The 21800-nt window shown below is 66.9% G+C and carries 14 protein-coding genes; 7 read left to right on the top strand and 7 right to left on the bottom strand.

Annotated elements, in window-relative coordinates; all coding sequences use genetic code 11:
* Window positions 1–92: 92 nt before the first annotated feature.
* Complete coding sequence (locus A7D17_RS12330) at window positions 93–2873, bottom strand: TonB-dependent receptor (protein WP_064509349.1); 2781 nt, start codon at window positions 2871–2873, stop codon at window positions 93–95.
* Window positions 2874–3157: 284 nt separating this feature from the next.
* Here A7D17_RS12330 and A7D17_RS12325 point away from each other — a divergent pair, with 284 nt between their 5' ends.
* The gene (locus A7D17_RS12325) at window positions 3158–4180 is read left to right on the top strand and encodes a sugar kinase (protein WP_064509348.1); all 1023 of its coding nucleotides are present in this window, start codon (window positions 3158–3160) and stop codon (window positions 4178–4180) included.
* A gap of 413 nt (window positions 4181–4593) precedes the next feature.
* Here A7D17_RS12325 and A7D17_RS12320 read toward each other — a convergent pair whose 3' ends face one another.
* Window positions 4594–4881: a hypothetical protein gene (locus A7D17_RS12320; protein WP_064509347.1), complete on the bottom strand. Its 288-nt coding sequence runs from the start codon at window positions 4879–4881 to the stop codon at window positions 4594–4596.
* 440 nt (window positions 4882–5321) lie between these two features.
* Entirely contained in the window at window positions 5322–6530 is a 1209-nt protein-coding gene (fabV, locus tag A7D17_RS12315) for an enoyl-ACP reductase FabV (RefSeq protein WP_064509346.1), read from the bottom strand.
* Between the two features lie 272 nt (window positions 6531–6802).
* Between fabV and A7D17_RS12310 the strand changes: the two genes are divergently transcribed.
* Both A7D17_RS12310 and A7D17_RS12305 read left to right on the top strand, forming a co-directional pair.
* A complete protein-coding gene (locus A7D17_RS12310) occupies window positions 6803–10153 on the top strand; it encodes an nSTAND1 domain-containing NTPase (RefSeq protein ID WP_064509345.1) in 3351 nt (1116 codons plus the stop codon).
* The gene (locus A7D17_RS12305) at window positions 10150–10557 is read left to right on the top strand and encodes a hypothetical protein (protein ID WP_064509344.1); all 408 of its coding nucleotides are present in this window, start codon (window positions 10150–10152) and stop codon (window positions 10555–10557) included. Before A7D17_RS12310 ends, A7D17_RS12305 begins: the two co-directional genes overlap by 4 nt.
* A gap of 1131 nt (window positions 10558–11688) precedes the next feature.
* Here the strand turns inward: A7D17_RS12305 and A7D17_RS12300 are convergent.
* Entirely contained in the window at window positions 11689–12321 is a 633-nt protein-coding gene (locus A7D17_RS12300; protein ID WP_064509343.1) for a response regulator transcription factor, read from the bottom strand.
* Window positions 12318–13544 (bottom strand): sensor histidine kinase, encoded by a 1227-nt coding sequence (locus A7D17_RS12295; RefSeq protein ID WP_064509342.1) that lies wholly within the window; start codon window positions 13542–13544, stop codon window positions 12318–12320. The genes A7D17_RS12300 and A7D17_RS12295 overlap by 4 nt, the downstream gene beginning before the upstream one ends.
* A gap of 183 nt (window positions 13545–13727) precedes the next feature.
* Here A7D17_RS12295 and A7D17_RS12285 point away from each other — a divergent pair, with 183 nt between their 5' ends.
* From A7D17_RS12285 to lldD, 4 genes are all read left to right on the top strand, one after another.
* The gene (locus tag A7D17_RS12285) at window positions 13728–14294 is read left to right on the top strand and encodes a methyltransferase family protein (protein ID WP_064509340.1); all 567 of its coding nucleotides are present in this window, start codon (window positions 13728–13730) and stop codon (window positions 14292–14294) included.
* Window positions 14295–14529: 235 nt separating this feature from the next.
* A complete protein-coding gene (locus tag A7D17_RS12280; RefSeq protein WP_064509363.1) occupies window positions 14530–14922 on the top strand; it encodes a DUF2141 domain-containing protein in 393 nt (130 codons plus the stop codon).
* A 26-nt stretch (window positions 14923–14948) separates the two neighbouring features.
* Window positions 14949–16466 (top strand): carotenoid oxygenase family protein, encoded by a 1518-nt coding sequence (locus A7D17_RS12275; protein ID WP_064509339.1) that lies wholly within the window; start codon window positions 14949–14951, stop codon window positions 16464–16466.
* Window positions 16467–16686: 220 nt separating this feature from the next.
* Window positions 16687–17847, top strand: a complete 1161-nt coding sequence (gene lldD / locus A7D17_RS12270; RefSeq protein ID WP_064509338.1) for an FMN-dependent L-lactate dehydrogenase LldD — start codon at window positions 16687–16689, stop codon at window positions 17845–17847.
* Window positions 17848–18136: 289 nt separating this feature from the next.
* Here lldD and A7D17_RS12265 read toward each other — a convergent pair whose 3' ends face one another.
* Both A7D17_RS12265 and ligD read right to left on the bottom strand, forming a co-directional pair.
* The gene (locus A7D17_RS12265; RefSeq protein ID WP_153041940.1) at window positions 18137–18952 is read right to left on the bottom strand and encodes a hypothetical protein; all 816 of its coding nucleotides are present in this window, start codon (window positions 18950–18952) and stop codon (window positions 18137–18139) included.
* A 75-nt stretch (window positions 18953–19027) separates the two neighbouring features.
* Entirely contained in the window at window positions 19028–21799 is a 2772-nt protein-coding gene (gene ligD / locus A7D17_RS12260) for a DNA ligase D (RefSeq protein ID WP_064509336.1), read from the bottom strand.
* Window position 21800: the final 1 nt, after the last annotated feature.

Below are 21800 nucleotides of genomic sequence, written 5' to 3'. Positions count from 1 at the left end.
CATGCGCGCACGCACGGCGGGCGCAACAGAGCATCGCGATCAGGCGTTGGAATCAGGCCCGCTGCGCGTGCGCGCAGCGGGCGGACACGCGTTTAGAACTTGTAGCGGGCACCCAGCAGGAACTGGCGGCCGGTTTCGCCGTATTGCAGCGGCAACTGGCCGGTGCGCGGCGAGGACACCCACTCGTCGGAGGCTTCGTTGGTCAGGTTGATACCTTCCAGGCTCAACTCCAGCTGCTTGCTGATCTTGTAGCGCAGCGAGGCGTCGATCATGGTGGTGCCGGTCATGCCGTGCACGCCATCGACGTTGAAGCCGGCCTCCGAACCCGGTGCCTGGGTGAGGTAGTCGTCGCGGTTGGTGGCCGACACGCGCCCTGCGAAGGAGTCGCCTTCGTAGAACAGCGTTGCATTCCACGACGAACGCGACAACCCGAGCAGGTCGTTCTTCATCACCGGCAAGCCAGTGCTGGCCAGGTACTGGATCTGCGAATCGACCCAGGTGTAGTTGAGCTGCACGCCCAGGTTGGCCCACTTGCCCGGCAGGAAGGTGAAGGGCTGGGTGTAGTTGGCTTCCACGCCCTTCAATTCGCCGCCCGGCGTATTGAGCGGGATGCTGAAGGCGAAGTCGTCGTTGACGGTGGCGCCGGTACCGGCCAGCAATTCGGCAGGCAGGCCGCTGCTGGAATACGGGCGTACTTCGCGCGCGGTCTGGATGAAGCTTTCGATGTCCTTGTAGAACAGGCCGACACCGAGCATGGCGCCTTCGTTGAAGTACCACTCCAGGCCGAGGTCGACGTTGGTGGCTTCGATCGGGTCCAGGTCCGGGTTGCCGCCGGCCACGGTACGCGAGCCGCCGGCCACGGCCACGGTGACGCCGGGGGTGAGGCTGCCCAGGCCGGGACGCGACATCACCTTGGCGGCGCCAAGACGCAGCAGCAGGTCCGGTGCCAGCTCGGCGACCAGATTGAACGAGGGCAGCGTGTTGTTGTATTTGCGGCCGACAGTGGTCAGCGCCGGTGCGTTGTTGATCAACGCATAGCCGGTGGACTCCTGCTCGGTGCGCACGTAACGCACGCCGAAGTTACCCGACAGCGGGATCGAGCCCAGGTCGGTGGAGAACTCGCCCATCAACCACACGCCGCGATCCTTTTCCTCGACGCTGCGGCTGTTGTTGACGCGCGGCGCCACGGCAAAGGTGCCGCTGTTGCTGTAGATGCCGAACAGGTCGGCCACCGCATCCAGGTTGGGCACCACCCAATTGGACGGGCTGCCGTTGATGCCCTTGAGCCCGGCCTGTTCGGTCAGGTCGGCCGGCACGATGGTGCTGCCGTTGGCGAAGGTGGGCACGGCCAGCTCGTTGGCGCGGCGCAGTTCGACGGTGCTGAAGGTGTAGTTCTTGGCCAGCACGCCGCCCTTGAGGCGGAAACCGGGGCTGATGTTCCAGTTGAAGTCGATCTGGCCGGTGTCGAAGTCGTTGTCCACCGACTGCGGACGCAGGCGGATTTCGGCCAGTTCCCACCCGTTGGGATTGGTCGGGTCGATGCCGTAGTTCAGCACCGGCGCGCGGTTGTTGCCGCGGTAGTCGTAGCTGTACCCGTCGACGTCGTACTTGTCCATGATGATGGTGGTCTGGATCGGGTTCTCGTGCGCAGAGCGCGAGGTCCCGACCCGGGCATTGACGCTGAAGGCATCGTTGAAACGATGCTCCATGTCGAAGCTGATCTGCTTGAACTCGGTGTTCCACTCGTCGTGGCGGTTTTCGGTACGGATGTCGACGTTGTCGAACTCGCCGTAGACCAGCGCGTTGTTGCGGATCTCGCCATTGCGCACGATGGTGGCGGGCTTGCCGTCGCGCACCGCGCGGCGCGGGGTGAGCCCGTCGCGGTTGCGGCTGAAGGAGATCGCTTCGATGTAGTGCTCGTCGCGCTTGGCATCGATCTTGGAATACAGCATGTCCAGCGACAGCGTGGTGCGGTCGGACGGTTTCCACTGCAGCGAGCCGGTGACGCCCAGGCGCTGCTGGTCGTGGATCTGCTGGGTGTAGCGCGGGAAACGCGGGTGGTAGACATCGGCCGAGCGCGCGGCGGCGAACGGCGAGGCGGCACTGAAGCCGCCGTTGCTGGTGCCGTTGGCCCAGCGGCCGGTGTTGGAACCTTCTTCCAGCACTTCGCGCTCGGTGTAGGCCACCGACAGCAACGCACCGAAGGTGTTGTCGGCCCAGGTGTTGGCGATCAAGCCGGCCACGCGCGGGTTGGCCTTCTCGGCCATCGCGTTGTAGGCGGCCTGGCCACTGGCGGCGAAGGTGAAGCCGTTGTAGTCGAACGGACGTGCGGTGCGCAGGTCGACGGTGGCGCCGAGCGAGCCTTCTTCCACATCGGCCGAGGCAGTCTTGCGCGCGATCAGCTGCGAGAACAGGTCCGAGGCGAACACGTTGAAGTCGAAGCCACGGCCGCGGTTGGTGCCGCCGCTCTGGTCGCCGGCGCCCACGGTGGTGAGCGCTTCCATGCCGTTGATGCGCACGCGGGTGAACTCCGGGCCCAGGCCACGCACCGAGATGGCGCGGCCTTCGCCGGCCTCACGGGTGATCACCACGCCGGGGATGCGCTGCAGCGACTCGGCCAGGTTGAGGTCGGGGAACTTGCCGATGTCCTCGGCGACAATGGCATCGACCACGCCGGCTTCGCCGCGCTTGATGTCCAGGGCCTTTTCCACCGAGGCGCGGTAACCGGTCACCGTGACGGTGTCCAGGTCCACGGCAGGCTCGGCAGGTGGTTGGGCGGCCTCTTGTGCGGCGACATGGCCGCTCAGCGCCAGGCCGATCGACAATGCCAGCAAGGTAACCGGTGTCTTCCGGTTGGTGGTCCGAAATTGCATGTCCTCCCCTCCCAAGGGTCCATGAACAACATAAATGTCTGGTTGTGAGCGGCAATGACACCGCTGGTCAAAACGACGTTACCAGCTGAATCGTCGTTCAACATCTTGCAGCGCAGCAGAAAACGTCACCAAATCTGCCCCAAAGGGGTGCAAGCGGTCACTCCAGGTCGCATCATGCCCCTGGCCCGCCAGGTTTTGCGGCGGCTAGAATGACACCGATGGTCATCCTGACGCGCAGCGGTTTCCCCACACCGTGACGCACCACACAGCCGAGGTACTGCCGCATGAGTCGAGCCCGCATCCTGTGTTTTGGAGAGTTGTTGTTGCGCCTGGGGGCGCCCGGTCACGAACTGCTGTTGCAGCAGCCGCGACTGGACGTGCATTGCGGTGGGGCCGAGGCCAATGTCGGCGTATCGCTGGCGCATTTCGGCCACGACGTGGCCATGGTCAGCACCGTCGCCGACAACCCGCTGGGCGCCGCCGTGCTGGGCGAGTTGCGCCGCCATGACGTGGACACGCGGCAGGTGCGGCGGGTGGATGGCCGCATGGGGCTGTATTTCCTGACCACCGGCGCGATCCACCGCCCCAGCGAAGTGGTCTACGACCGCGCCGACTCGGCGTTTGCGCTGGCCCCGGCCGATGCCTACGACTGGCCGGCCCTGCTCGAGGGCGCGCAATGGCTGCATCTGTCCGGAGTGAGCCCGGCGTTGGGCGCCGATGTGGCGCAGGCCACGCTGGCCGCCGCCCGCGCCGCGCGTGCGGCCGGGGTCAAGGTGTCGTTCGACGGCAACTACCGGCCCAAGCTATGGCAACGCTGGCAGGGCGATGCGCGCGGCATCCTGCACCAGCTGTTCGACTGCGCCGATGTGGTGTTTGCCGACTACCGCGATATCGGCGTGGTGCTGGGCGGCGAGTTCCCGCAGGACACGCTGGAGGCGCGCGTGGAAGCGGCCGCACAGCAGGCGTTTGCCGCATTCCCGCAGCTGCAGCTGATGGCGTGCACGCAGCGCGTGGCGCACAACGTGGACCACCACAGCCTGGGCGCACTGCTGGTGCCGCGCAGTGGTGCGGTGGCGCGCGCGCCCAGCGAAGAACTCACGCCGATCATCGACCGCATCGGCGGCGGCGACGCGTTTGCCGCCGGCGTGCTGCACGGCCTGATCGAAGGCTGGTCGCTGGACGACACGGTGCGCTTCGGCCTGGCGGCCGGCTGCCTGAAGCACTCGATTCCCGGCGATTTCAATCCGCTGTCGGTGGCCGATGTGCAGGCCTGCGTGGGGGATGCGCGGTTTGATGTGCGGCGCTGACGCTACGGGAATCGGGAATCGGGATTGGGGAATCGTAAAAGCAGTTTTCTGGGGCTCTGATGATGTTGTGTGGCGGGCGCACATGGAGCGGTTGTTCCGGTGTGCGCTTGCTTGTGCGTTTTGTTGCGCGGGTTTTTTGCGTGTATGACGTTTGGAGGCTTGGGCACCTGCCGTGTGCCGACTTTCCGGGAATCGGGAATCGCAAAGTCGCGGTTCTGGCGGTTTGAGGCGATGCGTGGTGGTTTGAGCACCTGAAGTGGTTTGGTGCAGTGCTGCGCGTGCTTGTGGCTGTCGTTGGGCGGGTGCTGCTTGTTTCAGGTGGGTGCCATGGCGTTGCGAGTGCGCTGCGACCCTGGGACGGGCCGGGGTGGTTGCACGGCAGTGCTGCGGTGTTGCGCGGGTGAGCAGCCGCTTCAGACGGGGCTGCGGGTCCGGCGGCGTCCGGTGATCCACTTGATCACCGCGCTGAGCGTGACCACGCACACCGAGGCCGGGAGACTGAAAAACACCGCAATCAGCAGGGCGTCCTGCCAGGGCGGCGCCGTGCCGTCCTGCATCACCGCAGCGCACACCACGGCGGTAGTGATCGCAAGATTGGCGATGGCTTTCAGTGCGCCATGCCCGCGGATAAGGCGCATCAGCATGGCGCAGACGATGCTGACGAGAACGGCCAGGACGAGATGGGCGATCAGTTTGTCCATTGGGTGCCGGGATTGGGGAGTTGTCGTCAGGGATTGGGAGCGGCGGCGTTGCGGCGTCGGGGTGCGCGCCCACACTGTAGGCATGCCGCGCTTGAGATTACGGATAGCACCGGGACCGATCCTTCTCCCGTCGGGAGAAGGTGCCCGAAGGGCGGATGAAGGTGCGGCCGCTCGACGTTGCGCCATCCGTCGCATTGACCAAATGACGGCGTTACAGGACTCGTCGATCAACTCATCGGACGCCGCAACGCAAACACTGCAGCAGCGCGTCGTATCAGCGCGTCGATGACGCATCGCGCGCGGAGCCAACCACCACTGCCCGCTCCTATAAAAAACAGCCGACATCACTGCCGGCCGTTCTTTATCGCGCTATGCGCACGGAAGTTCAAACAATCAGGGCACCACGCTCTTGCGATTCCCCATTCTCGATCCCCGATTCATCACCCCAACTCGATGCAGTCGAACCTCACGTCCGGATCCACATCGGCGTCGTAATCCACATCGTCGCGCTCGAAGCCGAATAGCTTGAGGAACTCGTGCTTATAGCCGGCGTAATCGGTGAGCTGGAACAGGTTTTCGGTGGTGACCTGCGGCCACAACGCCTTGCAGGCGTCCTGCACGTCGTCGCGCAGTTCCCAGTCGTCCAGGCGCAGGCGATTTTCGTCGTCCACCTCGGCAGGCTGGCCGTCCTGGCGATACAGGCGCTCGCGGAACAGGCGGTCCAACTGGTCGATGGTGCCTTCGTGCAAGCCCTTTTCCTTCATGATCTTGTAGACCATGGAGATGTACAGCGGCATCACCGGGATGGCCGCGCTGGCCTGGGTGACCACCGACTTGAGCACCGCCACATTGGCGCTGCCGCCGCGCTTGGCCAGGCGCGCATTCAAGCGCTGCGCGGTGTGGTCCAGGTCCACCTTGGCCTTGCCGAGCGCGCCGTGCCAGTAGATCGGCCAGGTGATTTCGGTGCCGATATAGCTGAAGGCCACGCTGCGTGCGCCGTCAGCGAGCACGCCGGCGCCTTCCAGCGCGTCGATCCACAGCTCCCAGTCCTGCCCGCCCATCACGGTGACGGTGTCGTCGATCTCCTGCGCGCTGGCCGGCTCGATCGAGGCCTGGATGATGGTGTCCTTGTTGGTGTCGATGGCGGTGGCGGTGTAGGTGTTGCCGATCGGCTTGAGCGCCGAGCGCTTCACTTCACCGGTGCCCGGCAGCTTGCGCACCGGCGAGGCCAGCGAATACACCACCAGGTCCACCTGGCCGCCCATCTCGGTCTTGATCAGCTCGATCACCTTCTCGCGCGCGGCGTCGGAGAACGCATCGCCATTGATCGACTTGCTGTACAGGCCCGCGGCCTTGGCGTGCTTGTCGAACGCGGCCGAGTTGTACCAGCCGGCGGTGCCGGCCTTGCTGGGGCTACCGGGTTTTTCGAAGAACACGCCCAGCGTATCGGCACCGAAGCCGAACGCGGCGGTGATGCGCGAGGCCAGGCCGTAGCCGCTGGATGCGCCGATCACCAGCACCTTCTTCGGGCCGTCGTTGCGCACGCCGCGCGCGCGGGTGGCGGCGATCTGTTCGAGCACATTGCGCTCGCAACCAAGCGGATGCGTGGTGGTGCAGATGAAACCGCGCACTTTGGGATGGATGATCAACGTGGACTCCTGGTCAGCAAGATGCTGGCGGCATCTTAGTGCGTGTGGCGCATGCGAAACAGCCTGATGCGCAACACACGCTGCTGTATGGACACGCGTGACGGCCATCGGCCACCGCACCATCGCCGGCCCAGGCCGCCACGAACAGCGACCGCAATCGAAGTCCGCCCGTGCCGGCTATGCTACGTTTCCGTCCCTGCCGTGCCGTGCCTGGCCGCGCCTGTTGGCGATCGTCAAGGCCCCTTCCAGCTGTGCGACCGGTGTCCGAGTGCATGTCCCTTCGTAGCGAGCGTGTCACGCAACTTGGCTCGGTGCCACGCTTCCGCCTGGGCGCAGTGCTGGTGGAACCGGAACGGCTGCTGGTGATCGACGACGGCCAGGCCATCGCGCTGGAGCCGCGCATGATGGAGGTGCTGATCGCGCTGGCCGAACGCGCCGGCGAGGTGGTCAGTGCCGAGCAGTTGCTGATCGAGGTCTGGCACGGCAGCTTCTACGGCGACAACCCGGTGCACAAGACCATCGCCCAGCTGCGCCGCAAGCTCGGCGACGACAGCCGCCAGCCGCGCGTTATCGAAACCATCCGCAAGCGCGGGTATCGGCTGCTGCCGAAAGTGGTGTTTCCCGAGGACTACCGCGGCGCAGTACTGGGCACGCAGACCTGGAGCCACGGCAGCCCGTATGTGGGCCTGCAGGCATTCGACCCGGCGCATGCGCAGGTGTTCTTTGGCCGCAGCCACGCCATTGCGCAGGTGGCGGCAGCGCTGCGTGCGCAATTGCACAGCCAGCGCGGACTGGTGCTGATCAGTGGCGCCAGCGGCTGCGGCAAGACCTCGTTGCTGCGCGCTGGCGTGGTGCCGCTGCTGACCCAACCGGGCGGGCTGGACGGGCTGCAAGCGCTGGCGGTGGCGTATTGCAACCTGGCGCAATGCCGTGGCGGCGATGTGCTGGAGACCCTGGCGCGGGCATTGGGGGACTGGGCGCCGGGCCAGCGCGCGGTGTTCTCGCCGGCACAGATGGCGCTGCTCATTGGCTGGTTGCAGCGCCCTGCGCCGCTGCATGCGGCCATTGCCGAAGCGATGCGCCACGCCGCACCGCCCCGCGAAGGCGCAGCAGCGCAGCGGCATCTGCTGCTGGTGATCGACCATGCCGAGGCGATGGTGGCCACGCCGGGCATCACCGATGCCGATCGCGCCGCGCTGGCGGCGGCATTGCAGGCCTTGTGCGGCAGCGCGCAGGTGGCGGTGCTGATGCTGGCGCGCAGCGACTTCTACCCGCGCCTGATCGATGCGGTACCGGAGATCGTGGAACTCAAACGCGGCGATGGGCATGTGGACCTGCTGCCGCCGCGCGATGGCGAGATTGGCCAGATCATCCGCGTGCCCGCTGCCATGGCGGGGTTGCGCTTCGAACAGGAGCGCGACAGCGCCAGCCATCTGGACGATGTGCTGCGCGATGCCACCGCGCGCCAGCCCGATGCCTTGCCGTTGCTGCAGCACCTGCTGCATGCGCTGCATGCGCAACGCAGCGACGACGGCCTGCTGACCTTCGCGGCCTACCGCGCCCTGGGCGGGCTGGAGGGTGCACTCGCGCATCACGCCGAACGCACCTTCGGCGCATTGCCGGCCAGTGCGCAGGCCGCCTTGGGCCAGGTACTGACACTGCTGAGCGTGATCCACCCCGACAGCGATGCGGTGACCGCGCGGCGTGCGCTGTGGTCGGCGCTGCCCGATGCCAGCGCGGCGCGCACGCTGGTGGATGCCTTCGTGCAGGCGCGCCTGTTCGTCAGCGAGCTGGTGGCCGGCGAACCGGGCTTCGCGGTGGCGCACGAAGCGCTGCTGCGGCAATGGCCGCGCGCAGCCGAGTGGATCCACGAAAACCGCCGCCTGCTGCAGGCGCGCAAGCGGCTGCAACTGGCCGCACAGCGCTGGGCAGCCGAGGGCCGGCGCAGCGATCACCTGCTCAACAGCGGGCGCCCGCTGAGCGAAGCGCGCGAAGCCGCGCGGCGCATGCCCCAGGATCTGGACGCATCGGAACTGGCGTTCCTGCGTGCCTGCGAGCGCTCCCAGCAGCGTCGGCGCGGCCTGTATGCCGCCGCCGCCGGCTTGCTGGTGGTGCTGGCCAGCGCCTCGCTGCTGCTCGGTTGGCAAGCACGCCAGGCGCAGCAGGTGGCAGAAGAACGCCGCGACCAGGCGCAGCAGCTGGTGGGCTACATGCTGGGCGACCTGGCCGAGCAGTTGCGCACGGTGGGCAACCTCAAGCTGCTCGACAGCGTGGGCAGCCGCTCGCTGCGGTATCTGGAGGATCTGCCCAGTGTCGGTATGCAGCCGACCGAATTGGTCAACCACGCTCGTGCCTTGCGCACCACGGGCGAGGTATTGATGAACCAAGGCAAGCTCGATCAGGCACAGGCGGCATTCGTCCGTGCCGCGGTTATCGCCGGGCAGGCGGCGCAGCATGCTCCGGACTTGCTGGAAGCGCGGGCAGAAACGGGGCAGGCCGCCTACTGGCGCGGGTATCTTGCGTATCAACGCAAGCAGCCGGCAGTGGCGCGCGAGCACTGGTCGCGCTACCTGGCCATCGCCGAAGACTTGCAGCGCACCGTGCCGCACGACCCACGCTGGCAGCGGGAACTGTCCTACGCGCTGACCAATCTCGGTTCGCTGGCACAGAACCAGGGCGATGCGGCCAGCGCCATTCCCCTGTTCACCCGCTCGATCGCGCTCAAGCAACAGGTGCTGGCCGCCGCACCGGATGACACCAGCGTGCGCTATGAGTTGATCAATGGCCTGTCATGGCGCAGCTCCGCCCAAGAGACCCAAGGCCTGCTGGCGGATGCCGAAGCCGGGTACCGCGAGCAGATCGCAATGCTGCGTACGCTGGTGGCAGCCACGCCGGATGCCGACACGTGGAGACGGCGGCTGGCCGCCTCGTTGTTGCTCGCCTCCAACCTGGCGCTGGCACGTGGTCAAACCGTCCAGGCCCAAGCCGATGCGCAGGCCACGGTGGCGATCCTGCAACCGCTGGTCAGCCTGCAACCGGACAACCTGCAATGGCAGCGCGATCTGGCCCATGCCTATGCGCAGATCGGTTGGGTGGCGGCACTGGATGGACGGCCCGCGCAGGGACAACGTGCATTGCAACAGGCTCGGCAGCGCCTGGCACCGTTGCTGCAGCAGGGCCAGGCCTTACCGGAATGGCAATGGCTGGATGCGGTGATCGCCCTGCGTCTGGCGTATCTGCAGCCGGCCGCATCGGCCGCGCGTGCGTTGGCATTGCAGGCCAGCGTCGCCCGGCTGGAGGCCCTGCATCGCGCCCGGCCGCAGGATCCGCTGGGACCGACCACCCTTGCGCACGCGCTGGTGTGGCAGGGAGAGCAACATGCCGCGGCCGGCCAGACGGGGCCAGCGCGCCAATGCTGGGAACGTGCGTTGGCAGTGCTCGGCACAGATGCCGGCGCGAGCCATAACAAGGCTCTGCTCGACCCCTGGATCCGCGCGCAGATCCATCTGGGGCGGCAGGCGGTAGTCATGCAACAACTCGGGTGGCTGTATCAGGCGGGCTACCGCCATCCGGGGTTCGTTTCCTTCTATGCCCCGCTCCCCAAGGAACAGACCTCGTCATGACGGAACAGGAAACCAAGATCGCGTGCCACCCCGAAACGCACATTCATTGCGACATGTCGGTGGCGTATGTGGAAATCGGCGGGAATACCGGCCATGGGAAGTACCACTATCACTTCAAGCCAGGGCTGATGCTGGTGCCGGGCGACCAGCGCAATGTCACCATGTGCTACCGGTTCGACGATGCGGTGGGCTTCAACTTCAAGATTCGCAACCTGATCAGTTCCGATTCGCAGAACCAGATCAGCAACGTCAAGTACGACCGCGACGGCCGCTGGGTCTCGTTCCGCAATGCCAACGATCGTTCCACCTTGATCTTCTTCATGGTGGTCGTCGAGGACCTTCAACGCCACGACACGTTCAGCTGCGATCCCGAGGTGGGCAACGATCCGCAGATCACTCCGTGAGCCTGCCCTCGCTGGAGCGGAGGCGTTCATTCTCCACCGGCGTCGGTCAACGCACCACCGCGGGGGCCGCCGACGGCGGTCCTCGCTTGCCCATTTCCTGCCAAGCATCGACCACGGTCCAGTACGGCATCGGCGTCCAGCGTTCGCATCAGCGGCGGCGTGCAGCTCCCTCGACCGGTCGTCTCTGCTGTGGGTGACGGCAACCACGCTGCTACCGCCTCAGCCCTGGGCGTGAGCCAACAGAGCGGCCTGAACCCATGGACCGGGCAATTCCGCCTGAGTCGGAAACGACCAGACGACCATGACGGCGACAATTGACCGCAAGGCAATGTATCGGAAAGGGCGCATGACGGGCTCCGCAGCAGGCCGGAGCGCGACGCGGTTCCGGGCGGCTCCAGAGGCCGCCGGACGACCTTGCTGTCTGGGGCAACGCCTGACCTGACGGCAACCTTACGGTTGCTTACGGAGGCTGACGAACGCTGTAAATCCTTTTTTTGAACAGCAAGATAGAGCAGACGTGTCGAGCGAGGCGTGCCTGACGACCCAGCGTGTCTGGTGTCGCGGCTTACCCTCAGTCCGACTCCGCGAGCTATGGGAAAACGGACATTTCGAGTTAGCTCCTGGGCCAACCAAGCAGCAACCTGGAGCGACTGGTCGCTGGCGCCAAGCCATGCCGACTTGCGGCCGGGCTGTGACGTCTGCCTTCGGCAGCGTCTGTTCCGCAGGGATGGGGGGCAAGCTGAGGGCGAGGCTCCGGTTTGACGGATTCAGCGGGTGGCTTCGCCTCCGTGCCCTCCCCCCAACCCCTCTCCCGCAGGCGGGAGAGGGGCTTTAGCTGCGGTAGCGCTTTTATCAACCTCAGTCCCAAACCCAGTCTCAAGCCGCCCCGGGTAGCGCCCTTACCAATCCCGCTTCCCGATTCCCCAATCCCGCTTCACGCTTCCCGCTTCCCGCTTCCCGCTTCCCGCTTCACGCTTCACGCTTCACGCTTCACGCTTCACGCTTCACGCTTCACGCTTCACGCTTCACGCTTCCCGATTCCCGATTCCCGATTCCCGATTCCCGATTCCCGCTTCCCGATTCCCGATTCCCGATTCCCGATTCCCGATTCCCGATTCCCGATTCCGGCCCTCAAATCACCCGCAACGTAATGGCCTTCAACACCGCGCGCGTGCGATCGCGGGTGCCGAGCTTTTCCAGGATGGTGGAGACGTAGTTCTTCACCGTGCCTTCGGCCAGGAACAGGGTGCGGGCGATCTCCTTGTTGGAATAGCCGCCGGCCAGCAGGCGCAGGATGGCGACCTCGCGTTCGTTGAAGGTCTCGCGTGGGGCCTGCTGGTCGCGGAACTGGTAGCGCGCGCGCACCGGGTCGGTGCTGACCGGCTGCAGCAGGGTGTCGCCGGCGGCGACCCGGGCAATGGCGTCGCGCAGGTCTTCCGGAGCGGCGTCCTTGAGCAGGAAGCCCTGCGCGCCGGCGTCGGTGGCGCGCAGCAGCAGGTCGCCGTCGTCGAAGGTGGTGAGCAGCAGGACCGGGGTGCGGTCGCCGCGGGCGCGCAGCTGCTCCAGCGCCTGGATGCCGTCGATGCCGGGCATGCGGATATCGCTGAGCACTACGTCCACCGGGGTGGTGGCCAGCGCGTCCAGCAGGCCCTGACCGTCGTCGGCCTCGCAGACCACCTCCACGCCTTGCTGCTGCAGCAAGGCACGCAGGCCGGCGCGGACCAGAACCTGGTCGTCGGCCAGGGCGATTCGAAGTGGACTCATCGCGGCAGTGTAGCAATCAGATGCATGCCGCCTTGCGCGGTGCGCTCCAGCTGCAGCTGGCCGTGCAGGGCCGCCAGCCGCTCGCGCATGCCGGTGATGCCATTGCCCTCGCGGATGCGCTCGGCGCGGTGGCCGTCGTCGTGGATCTCCACGCGCAGCTGCGCGTCCTGGCACTGCAGGTGCACGGCCACTTCGTTGGCATCGGCATGCCGTACGGCGTTGGTCAGTGCCTCCTGCACCAGCCGCAGCAGCAGCTCGGCCACGCGGGCATCGGTCACGCGCACGTCGGCATCGATCTGCAGCCGCAAGGTCGGGCGCGGGAACGGTGCGGCCAGCGCGCGCAGGGCGGTCTGCAGGTCCAGGCCCTGGTCATCGCGCAAGGACTGCACCACGTTGCGGATGTCCGACAACAGTTCGGCAGACAGCTGCTCCACCACCCGGATGTCGCCGCGGCCCGCCAGTGCGGGGTCGGCGACGAGCAGGCGCAGATTGATGCGCATGGCGGTGAGCTTGTGCCCGGCCACGTCGTGCAGCTCACGCGCCAGCCGCAGGCGCTCGGCATCGCGCGCGCTGTCGGCCAGCAATGCGCGGGTGGCCAGCAGGTCGGCGTTGACGTAGGCCAGCGCGTCGCGCGCGCGCTCGGCACTGCGCGCGTAATAGGCAGTGAGCGCGGCAAACGCCTGGAAGCTGGCGTACACGGTGACCGACAGCAGCGCGTTGTCGAAACCGGCACGCACGAACAAGGCGTACATGATCGCGTTCATGGTCAGCGCCATCGCCACCACCCGCAGCGGCGGCCACACCATCGCCAGTTGCGCCACCAGCATGACCAGCAGCACCGGGCTGGTGCCGGCACGCGGCTGCAGCGCCGTCAGGCCCAGCGCCAATGCGGCCTGCAGCAGCAACGACACATTGCGCACCACGTACTGGCGCGGCAGCAGGTCGTGCAGCAGGAACAGGACGGTAAACCCGGCCAGAGCCACCCAACGCCAGCCACCGTGCGCCGACGGGATGGCGTTGAACGACAGCGCCACCGCCGCAATGGCCATCAGCCCGGCCAGGCTCAGGGGTTGGATCAACTCGCGCAGGACATGTTTCATGTGGCGATGCTGACCGCCGCGCCGCTGCCCGGCAATGGGGCGCGCGCAGAAAGTGACTTCTGGCAGGTGGGATCGATGACCTGCGGCTCCTGTGGGTCGCACCGGCGCTGGGCACACTGGCATCACTGGCTGCTGGACACCGATGCCAGATGAGACAGCGCAGCGTCTGGCATGGACCACGCGCTGGATGGCAGCGGCGCTGCCGCCATCTCAACTGCCTGCTGCCTGCTGTCTGCTGCCTGCTGCTTGCTGCCTCGGTCCTTGCCATCCCTCCACATTGTCTTCCATCCACTACGGAGCTCTCCCATGTCTGCATCCCCTCTGCTCACCGCGCTCAGCCTGCTGTGGATCGGTTACGAACTGTGGCTGCGCCAGCAGCGCCGCGCAGCCGATGGCGGCACGCACGACCGCGGCACCCTGGGCCAGCTGTGGCGGGTGCTGTCGCTGTCCATTGCGGCGGCGGTGGGGCTGGCGTTTGCCGGCGTCATGCACTGGCCGCACGCCTGGCAGGAACCGCTGCGATGGGCGGCGTGTGCGCTGATCGGCGGCGGGCTGGCGGTGCGCGTGTGGGCCATCACGGTGCTGGCACGCTGGTTCACGGTGGATGTCACCATCCAGGCCGGTCATCAACTGGTGCGCAGCGGCCCGTATCGCTGGCTGCGGCATCCGTCCTACACCGGTGCGCTGATGGCCTTCTACGGGCTTGCGCTGGGCATGGGCAGTGCAGCGTCGCTGCTGGCAATCGTGCTGCCGGTGACCTGGGTGTTCCTGCGCCGCATCCGCATCGAGGAAGCCGCGTTGCAGCGCGCCTTTCCCATCGCCTACCCGGCGTATGCCGCGCACAGCCATCGCCTGCTGCCGCTGGTGTGGTGAAACCGCCGCGTCCTGCGAGCGAAGCTGCTTCGCCGGCTCGCACACAGGTTCGGCCCTGCACGGCATGGGATCGATCGCCCTGCCGCAGTGTGTGGGCAGGCTGCGCGTGGGCCGATCTGCGACCGGCGCCACCGCCACGGTTGTAACGCGCTGCGTACCATCGGTCCCAGCCTTCGCTTTCCAACGCCGTCAGGAGAATTGCATGCTTGCCCGCACCCTTGCCTGTGCCGTCGCCCTGGTCAGCCTGCTCGGCAGCGCTGCCGCCTACGCCGCCGATCTGGACGTGGGGGTCAGCGGCCTGCGCTCGCAACAAGGCAAGCTGCGCATCGCAGTGATCGCCTCGGCCGCACAACTGGAGAGCGCCCAGCCACCGGTGCAGGCGCAAACGGTGCCGATCACCAGCGCGACGCCGCGCATCCAGTTCAAGGATCTTGCCCCCGGGCGCTACGCGGTGATGATCAATCACGACGAAAACAGCAACGGCAAGCTGGACACCAACCTGATCGGCATGCCGGTGGAAGGCTACGGCTTCAGCAACAACCCCACCGGCATGCGTAAACCCGGCTTCGACGAGATCGTCTTCGATCTGCCCGCTGCCGGCAAACGCATCAGCGTGCAGATGCGCTAAAGGCCTACGCGCAAAAGGAGCCATGCATGCACCGCCGCCGCTTCCTGCAATCGTTACTCGCAGCCACCGGCAGTGCTGCGCTGGGCGGCTTTGGCATGCGCAGCCTGCCTGCACACGCCGCGGAGGCTGCCGCCTTCCAGGCGCAGCTGCAGCGCACGCCTTGGCTGCTGGGCTGGCGTAGCGTGGTCAGCCCCACCCTGGGGCCGGCCACCGCAACACTGCAGGGCGCACTGCCCGAAGGGTTGGCAGGCAGCCTGTATCGCAATGGCCCGGCCTGGACCGAGCGCGCCGGGTTCCGCTACGAACACTGGTTCGACGGCGACGGCATGGTGCACCGCTGGCGTCTGGGCGGTGGGCAGGTGCAGCACCGCGGGCGCATGGTGGCCACCCACAAGTTCACCCAGGAGCAGCAGGCTGGGCGCTTTCTGTATCGCGCGGCCGGCACCTCCGTGCCCGACATGCAGCCTGGCCGCAACAACGACGACGTCAACACCGCCAATACCTCGGTGACGATGCTCAACGGCCGCCTGTTTGCGCTGTGGGAAGCCGGCTCGGCGATCGAACTGGCCCCCGACGCGCTAAGCACCATCGGCCCGGTCACCTGGCGCGAGGATCTGGCCGCGATGCCGTTTTCCGCGCACCCGTTGACCGACCACGACGGCAGCATGTGGAACGTCGGCTCGATCAGCGTGGTGGGCTCCACCGGCGTGGTGCTCTGGCATCTGGGCGCCGATGCCACGTTGCGCAACGTGCAGCTGCTGCAGACCGATGCGCCGGCCTACATGCACAGCTTTGCGATGACCGATCGCCATCTGATCCTGATCATGGCGCCGTATCGGCGGCTGGACGGCGACGGGGCGTTCTTCGAGCAACTGCGCTTCACCCCGGATGCCCCATGCCGGATTGCGGTGGTGCCCAAGGATGCGCTGGACCAACCACGCTGGTTCGAGGCCGACTTTGCGGTGGCCTACCACTTTGCCGATGCCTACGCGCAGCAGGACCGCATCGTGGTGCGCGCCATCGTGCACACCGATCCGGAAGAAGCCCGTTCGCCGATGCGCGCGGCCATGCACGGCGACCCGCAGGCCGCGCCGGCACCGGTGCAGCTACGCAGCCTGCATCTGGACCTGGCCAGTGGCCGCGCCCACTGGCAGGTGCATCCGGTGGACAACCTGGAACTGCCGCTGTTCGACCACCGCACCCCGCGCACGCAGGGCGCGCGCCTGTACGCGCCGTGCATCGATGGCCCGAACCGGTCGCCGTTTCTCAATGCCGTGGCCGGCTACGACCTGGAACGCGACCGCCGCCAGGTGCACCGCTACGGCCCGCATGTGCTGGCCGAAGAACATGTGTTCGTCGCCAGGCCCGGCAGCACCCGCCCGGACCAGGGCTGGTTGGTGGGAACGGTGCTCGACACCCAGCGCGCATGCACCGGGTTGATGGTGCTGGACGCGCAGCACATCGATGCCGGGCCGATTGCACAGGCATGGCTGCCTTATGCGATTCCGCTGGGATTCCATGGGCATTTTGTGGCGGCTGCATAGCACGGCCGATGAGCTGGCCGCGCTTGCGTCGGGTGACAGCTGACAGCCTGATGCACCGAACCACCAATGGAAGGTTGCGAACAACAAGGCCATCGCCGCACCGACGAACAGCCTGGCCGGCCTAAGACACGCGTTGCTACCGACAGACGCACCGCCCATCCCCGCAACACACCGATCGCCTTACACTCGACGGCTACCCCGCAGCTGTCGTCCGTCTTCGATGATCATCTCTGCCGCTTCCGATTACCGCGCCGCCGCCCAGGCGCGGCTGCCACCCTTCCTGTTCCACTACATCGATGGCGGCGCCTACGCCGAGCACACGCTGCGGCGCAATGTCGCCGACCTGGCCGATATCGCGCTGCGCCAGCGGGTGTTGCGCAACATGTCCGACCTGAGCCTGAGCACCGAGCTGTTTGGCGAAACCCTGGCGATGCCGGTGGCCCTGGCGCCGGTCGGGCTGACCGGCATGTATGCGCGCCGTGGCGAAGTGCAGGCCGCACGTGCGGCAGCCGCGCGCGGGATCCCGTTCACCCTTTCCACGGTGTCGGTGTGCCCGATCGAGGAAGTGGCGCCGGCCATCAGCCGGCCGATGTGGTTCCAGCTGTACGTGCTCAAGGACCGCGGTTTCATGCGCAACGCGCTGGAGCGCGCCAAGGCGGCCGGCGTCACCACGCTGGTGTTCACCGTGGACATGCCCACGCCGGGCGCGCGTTACCGCGATGCGCATTCGGGCATGAGCGGGCCCAATGCAGCGCTGCGGCGCATGCTGCAGGCAGTGACGCATCCGCGTTGGGCCTGGGACGTGGGCCTGCTCGGCAAACCGCACGATCTGGGCAACATCTCGGCCTATCGCGGCAGCCCCACCGGCCTGCAGGACTACATCGGTTGGCTGGGCGCCAACTTCGACCCGTCGATCGCCTGGAAGGATCTGGAATGGATCCGCGAGTTCTGGACCGGGCCGATGGTGATCAAGGGCATCCTGGACCCGGACGACGCGCGCGATGCGGTGCGCTTCGGCGCCGACGGCATCGTGGTGTCCAACCATGGCGGGCGCCAGCTCGACGGCGTGCTGTCCAGCGCACGCGCATTGCCGGCCATTGCCGATGCGGTGAAGGGGCAGCTGAAGATCCTGGCCGACTCGGGCATCCGCAGTGGGCTGGACGTGGTGCGCATGCTGGCGCTGGGCGCCGATGCGGTGTTGCTGGGCCGCGCCTTCGTCTACGCGCTGGCGGCCGGCGGGCAGGCCGGCGTGGAAAACCTGCTGGGCTTGATCGAGAAGGAAATGCGCGTGGCGATGACTTTGACCGGCACCCACTCGATTGCCGAGATCGGTAGCGATGCGTTGAGCCGGGTGACGCGCGAGGCCGCGGTCTCTGCGTAGCCGCAGTGCAACGCCGGTGGCCGCGCCGGCGCGCCGATGGACGCAATCGCCATGCATCGGCAGAGGTGTACGGGTTGCACGCGGCGTGCAGGTACCGCTGCCGCCGGCTTGCATCGGTCGCGATCACAGGCAAACGCGCCCGGCCAGCAGGCTGCACTGCTGGCCCGACCGGACTGGCTGAACACACCAAGCGCGTCCTGTCTGCAGTGACACAACGCACAGCGGCCCACGCAGCGGCGTCAGCCGGAAGGCATGCACTCCGACATGAGGCGCACCAGGTGCGCCTGCGCTATTGAATCTCCAGCATCTTGCCGGCCATCAGCGCCTGGGCAATGGCGAAGACGTTACGCGTATCGGCAACGATTCCATCGGCGCCGAGCACCACGCGCTGATCCTGCGCGCCGTCCATTGCCCGCTCCAGGACCTGGTTGTAGCGGAAACTCAGAAGCAGCGGACCCAGCAGCACGGCGCGCTGCGCTTCCGGCAGCGGGGCGCCGCTTGGCGATGCCTGGTGCTGGGCCGCATCGACCACCGCATTCCACCCGGCGATGAAGGCATTGGCCTCGATCGCCATGTTGTGGTTCAGCGCCTCCTGCGCCATCGGTGTCGCGTCGAACTGGGTTCCCTTGGCCCGTGCATCGCCGATACCGGCAGCCATCTTGCCCTCCAGCGTCCGCTCGAACTGTGCATGCCGTTCGGCGACCGCCGCGTGTACTGCCAGGTGGGCAAGCACGAACACCAGGTTGTCCGCAGCCAGGTCGCCACTGCGTAGCGCATGCGGGCGTGGGGCCTCACGCAGTTGCTGCAGCAGCCCGCTGGTGAGGATCATCTCCTTGTCCAGAACCGCCGCGGCGAACGGACGGTTCTTGATCACTGGCTGCGCGGTGTCGGCAACGACACGGATGCGCTTGAGTTGTCCGGCATCGACAAGTTGCAGCAACTGCCCACGTAGCAGCGGCGCGGCGCGGACCGATGCCCGCACCTGCTGCGCCTCGGCATCGCTGGCTTGAATGCCGGCCAGTACCGGGTCGAGCTTGTCTGCTGCAAAGGCCGGTAGCACGCACACCCAGGTGAGCATGAAGACGCAAGCGCGCATCACTGACATTGCAGAGTCCTTTCATTGCAGTCCATGTGTCCGCAGGCTAGCACAGTCTGCGCTGCCGCTCGCAGGCGGTGTGGATCATGCCCTGGGCAAACGTTGCTTCACCGCCAACACCTCCGCCCATGGGTCAACGCGCTGGCGCCTGGCTCGCTGCACGGCCTTGTCGATCGGGAACGCATCCGGCCCGCTGATCCTGCTGAGTTCTTCCCAGCGCAAGGGCACCGCGACGGTTGCCTTTTCGCGCGCGCGCAGCGACCATGAACACACGCTGGTATTGCCGCGGCCGTTGCGCAGCCAGTCGATGAAGATCACGCCGTGGCGCTTGGCCTTGCTCATGGTGGCCACGTAGCGCTCCGGCGCGTGTGCGGCCAGCGCCTGGGCGAAGGCCTCGCAGAAATCGCGCGCCTGTTCCCAGCCCGCTTCGGGCACGATCGGCACCACCACATGCAGGCCCTTGCCGCCGGACAGGCGCACCGCGCTCTCCAGGCCTGCGCTGCGCAGCTTGGCGCGGATATCGCGCGCGGCCGCTACCACCTCTGCCCAGGACACCCCGTCGCCGGGATCCAGGTCGAACACCAGGCGGTCCGGATGCTCCGGATCGTCGGTGCGCGATCCCCACGGATGCAGCTCCAGCGTGTTCATCTGTACCAGCTCGAGCAGGCCGGCTGCATCTTCGACGTAAATGTAGTCCTCGGTGCCGCTCTTCTGCTTGAGTGCAATCGCCGCGATGTGCGCACCCAGCTGCTTGCCCTGGTGCTTCTGGAAGAAGCAGTCGCCGCCGACGCCATCGGGGCAGCGCAGCAGCGACAAGGGGCGGTATGCGATCTCCGCCAGCACCAGCGGCGCCACTGCGCGGTAATAGTCGGCCACATCGCCCTTGCTGATGCCCAGGGCGGGAAACACCACACGTTCGGGATGGGTGATGGTGATGCCGTCCGTCGACGTGGCTGTGGATGTGGACGTGGTGGATCTGGATGCAGTGGACTTCGATGTGGTGGATTTGGATGCCGAATCCTTGGCTGTGGCGCTCGTCTTCGATGCGGTCGACCGCACGCGCTTGCTGGCGGTGCTGGTGGATGCGTCGACCGTCTTCCTTGAGGTTTTCTTCGTCGCTGTCTTGCGCGCAGGCGCAGCGGCCGTGGTCGCAGCACTGCGCTTCCCTGCAGCACGTGCCTTGCCCGGCGCGGCGCGGTCGCCACCCAGTTCGCTCATGGGTTTGTCCTCGCGCAGACGCTTGAATGCGGCCTGCCGCAGCAGACCTTCCTTGGCCCAACCGCGAAACGCGACCTCGGCGATCAAGACCGGCCGTACCCAATGCACATCGCGTGGTCGCCCGGGGATATGCGTCGGCAATTCCAGCGTGGCGGTGTCGCTGTGCAGCGCCTGCAGCCGCTTTGTGATTGTGCCGAGCAAGGCATCGTCGAAGCCGGTGCCCACACGCCCGACATAGCGCAGCGTCTTGCCCTCGCGTTGCGCCATCAGCAAGGCGCCGAAGCCGCTGCGCCCACCCTTGGGATCGGTGTAGCCCACCACCACGAACTCGTCGCTGTCTGCGTGCTTGGTCTTGACCCAATCGGCGCTGCGCCCTTCGCGGTAACGCGCATCGGCGAGCTTGCTGACGATGCCTTCCCAGCCGGTGCCGGCACTGGCCGCGAAGACCTCCGGGCCATGGCCGATCACATGGTCGCTAAACGCCAGCGTTCCCGGCACATCGCCCAGCACGTCGTGCAGCAACTGCTTGCGTTGCAGCAGCGGGGTGTCGCGCAGATCCACTCCGGCCACGCCGAGCAGATCGAACACGATGTAGCGCAGCGGCTGCGTGACGCTGCCATCGAGCGCGCGTTGCAGTGCCGAGAAATCGCTGCGCCCTTGCGCGTCCAGCACCACCAGCTCGCCATCCAGGCGCGCGTCGCGCACCGGCAGGGCCTGCACCGCGCGCACCACGTCCGGGAAGCGCTGCGTCCAGGCCTGGTCGTTGCGCGAGCGCAGCTGCACCTGGCCATCGACCATGTCGGCCAGCAGGCGATAGCCGTCCCACTTGATCTCGTGCAACCAGCGCTCGCCATCCGGGGCCTGTTCGCGCAGCAAGGTCAGTTGCGCGCGTAGCTCGGTTGGGCATGGCGCCTCGCGCGCACCGTCCAGCGCCAGGGCGCGGGTACGCCATTGCCTGGCGTCCGCACGCGCCGGGCGTGCGCGTTTGCCTGTCGCTGTCGCTGTGTCGGCGATTGTTTCTGCAGGCGCGCGCCGCGCACGGCTGGCCTTGGCACGCGTCGCAGAGACCGGCGCTGTCTTGGCACGTGTCGCTGGAACCGCAGCAGCCGATGCGCCTGCCGCCTGCTGCGCCACCAGCGCATCGGCATCCAGGTCGGCCGCGTAGGCATCGCTGCGCTTGAACAGCAGCCATTGCGGTTTGCCGCCGCGCATCTGCGTGCGCACCAAGGCGAAACCGCCGCGCAGCAGCGTGCCCTGCAGCTCGAATTCCAGCTTGCCCGCTTCCAGCGCCGCCAGCGCATCGCCTTCGCACTGCCAATGGCCGTGGTCGAACACATCCACATGCCCGGCGCCATAATGGCCTTGCGGGATGTCGCCTTCGAAGCTGGCATACGACAGCGGGTGATCTTCCACCTGCACCGCCAGGCGCTTTTCGCCCACACGCAACGAAGGCCCCTTCGGCACGGCCCAACTCTTGAGCACGCCATCGGCTTCAAGACGGAAGTCGTAATGGCGCGAGCTGGCGTGATGCAATTGCACGACAAAGATCGGTTGCTTGCTGGCGCGCGCAGGCATGTTGCCGGCCGGCTCCGGCGTCTGGTCGAAGCGGCGCTTGGCGTTGTAGTCGTGCAATGACATG

Source organism: Xanthomonas floridensis, from assembly GCF_001642575.1.
Lineage (GTDB): Bacteria > Pseudomonadota > Gammaproteobacteria > Xanthomonadales > Xanthomonadaceae > Xanthomonas > Xanthomonas floridensis.
Note: the sequence above shows the minus strand (reverse complement) of the source record. Positions and strands in the feature narration are given on the sequence as shown.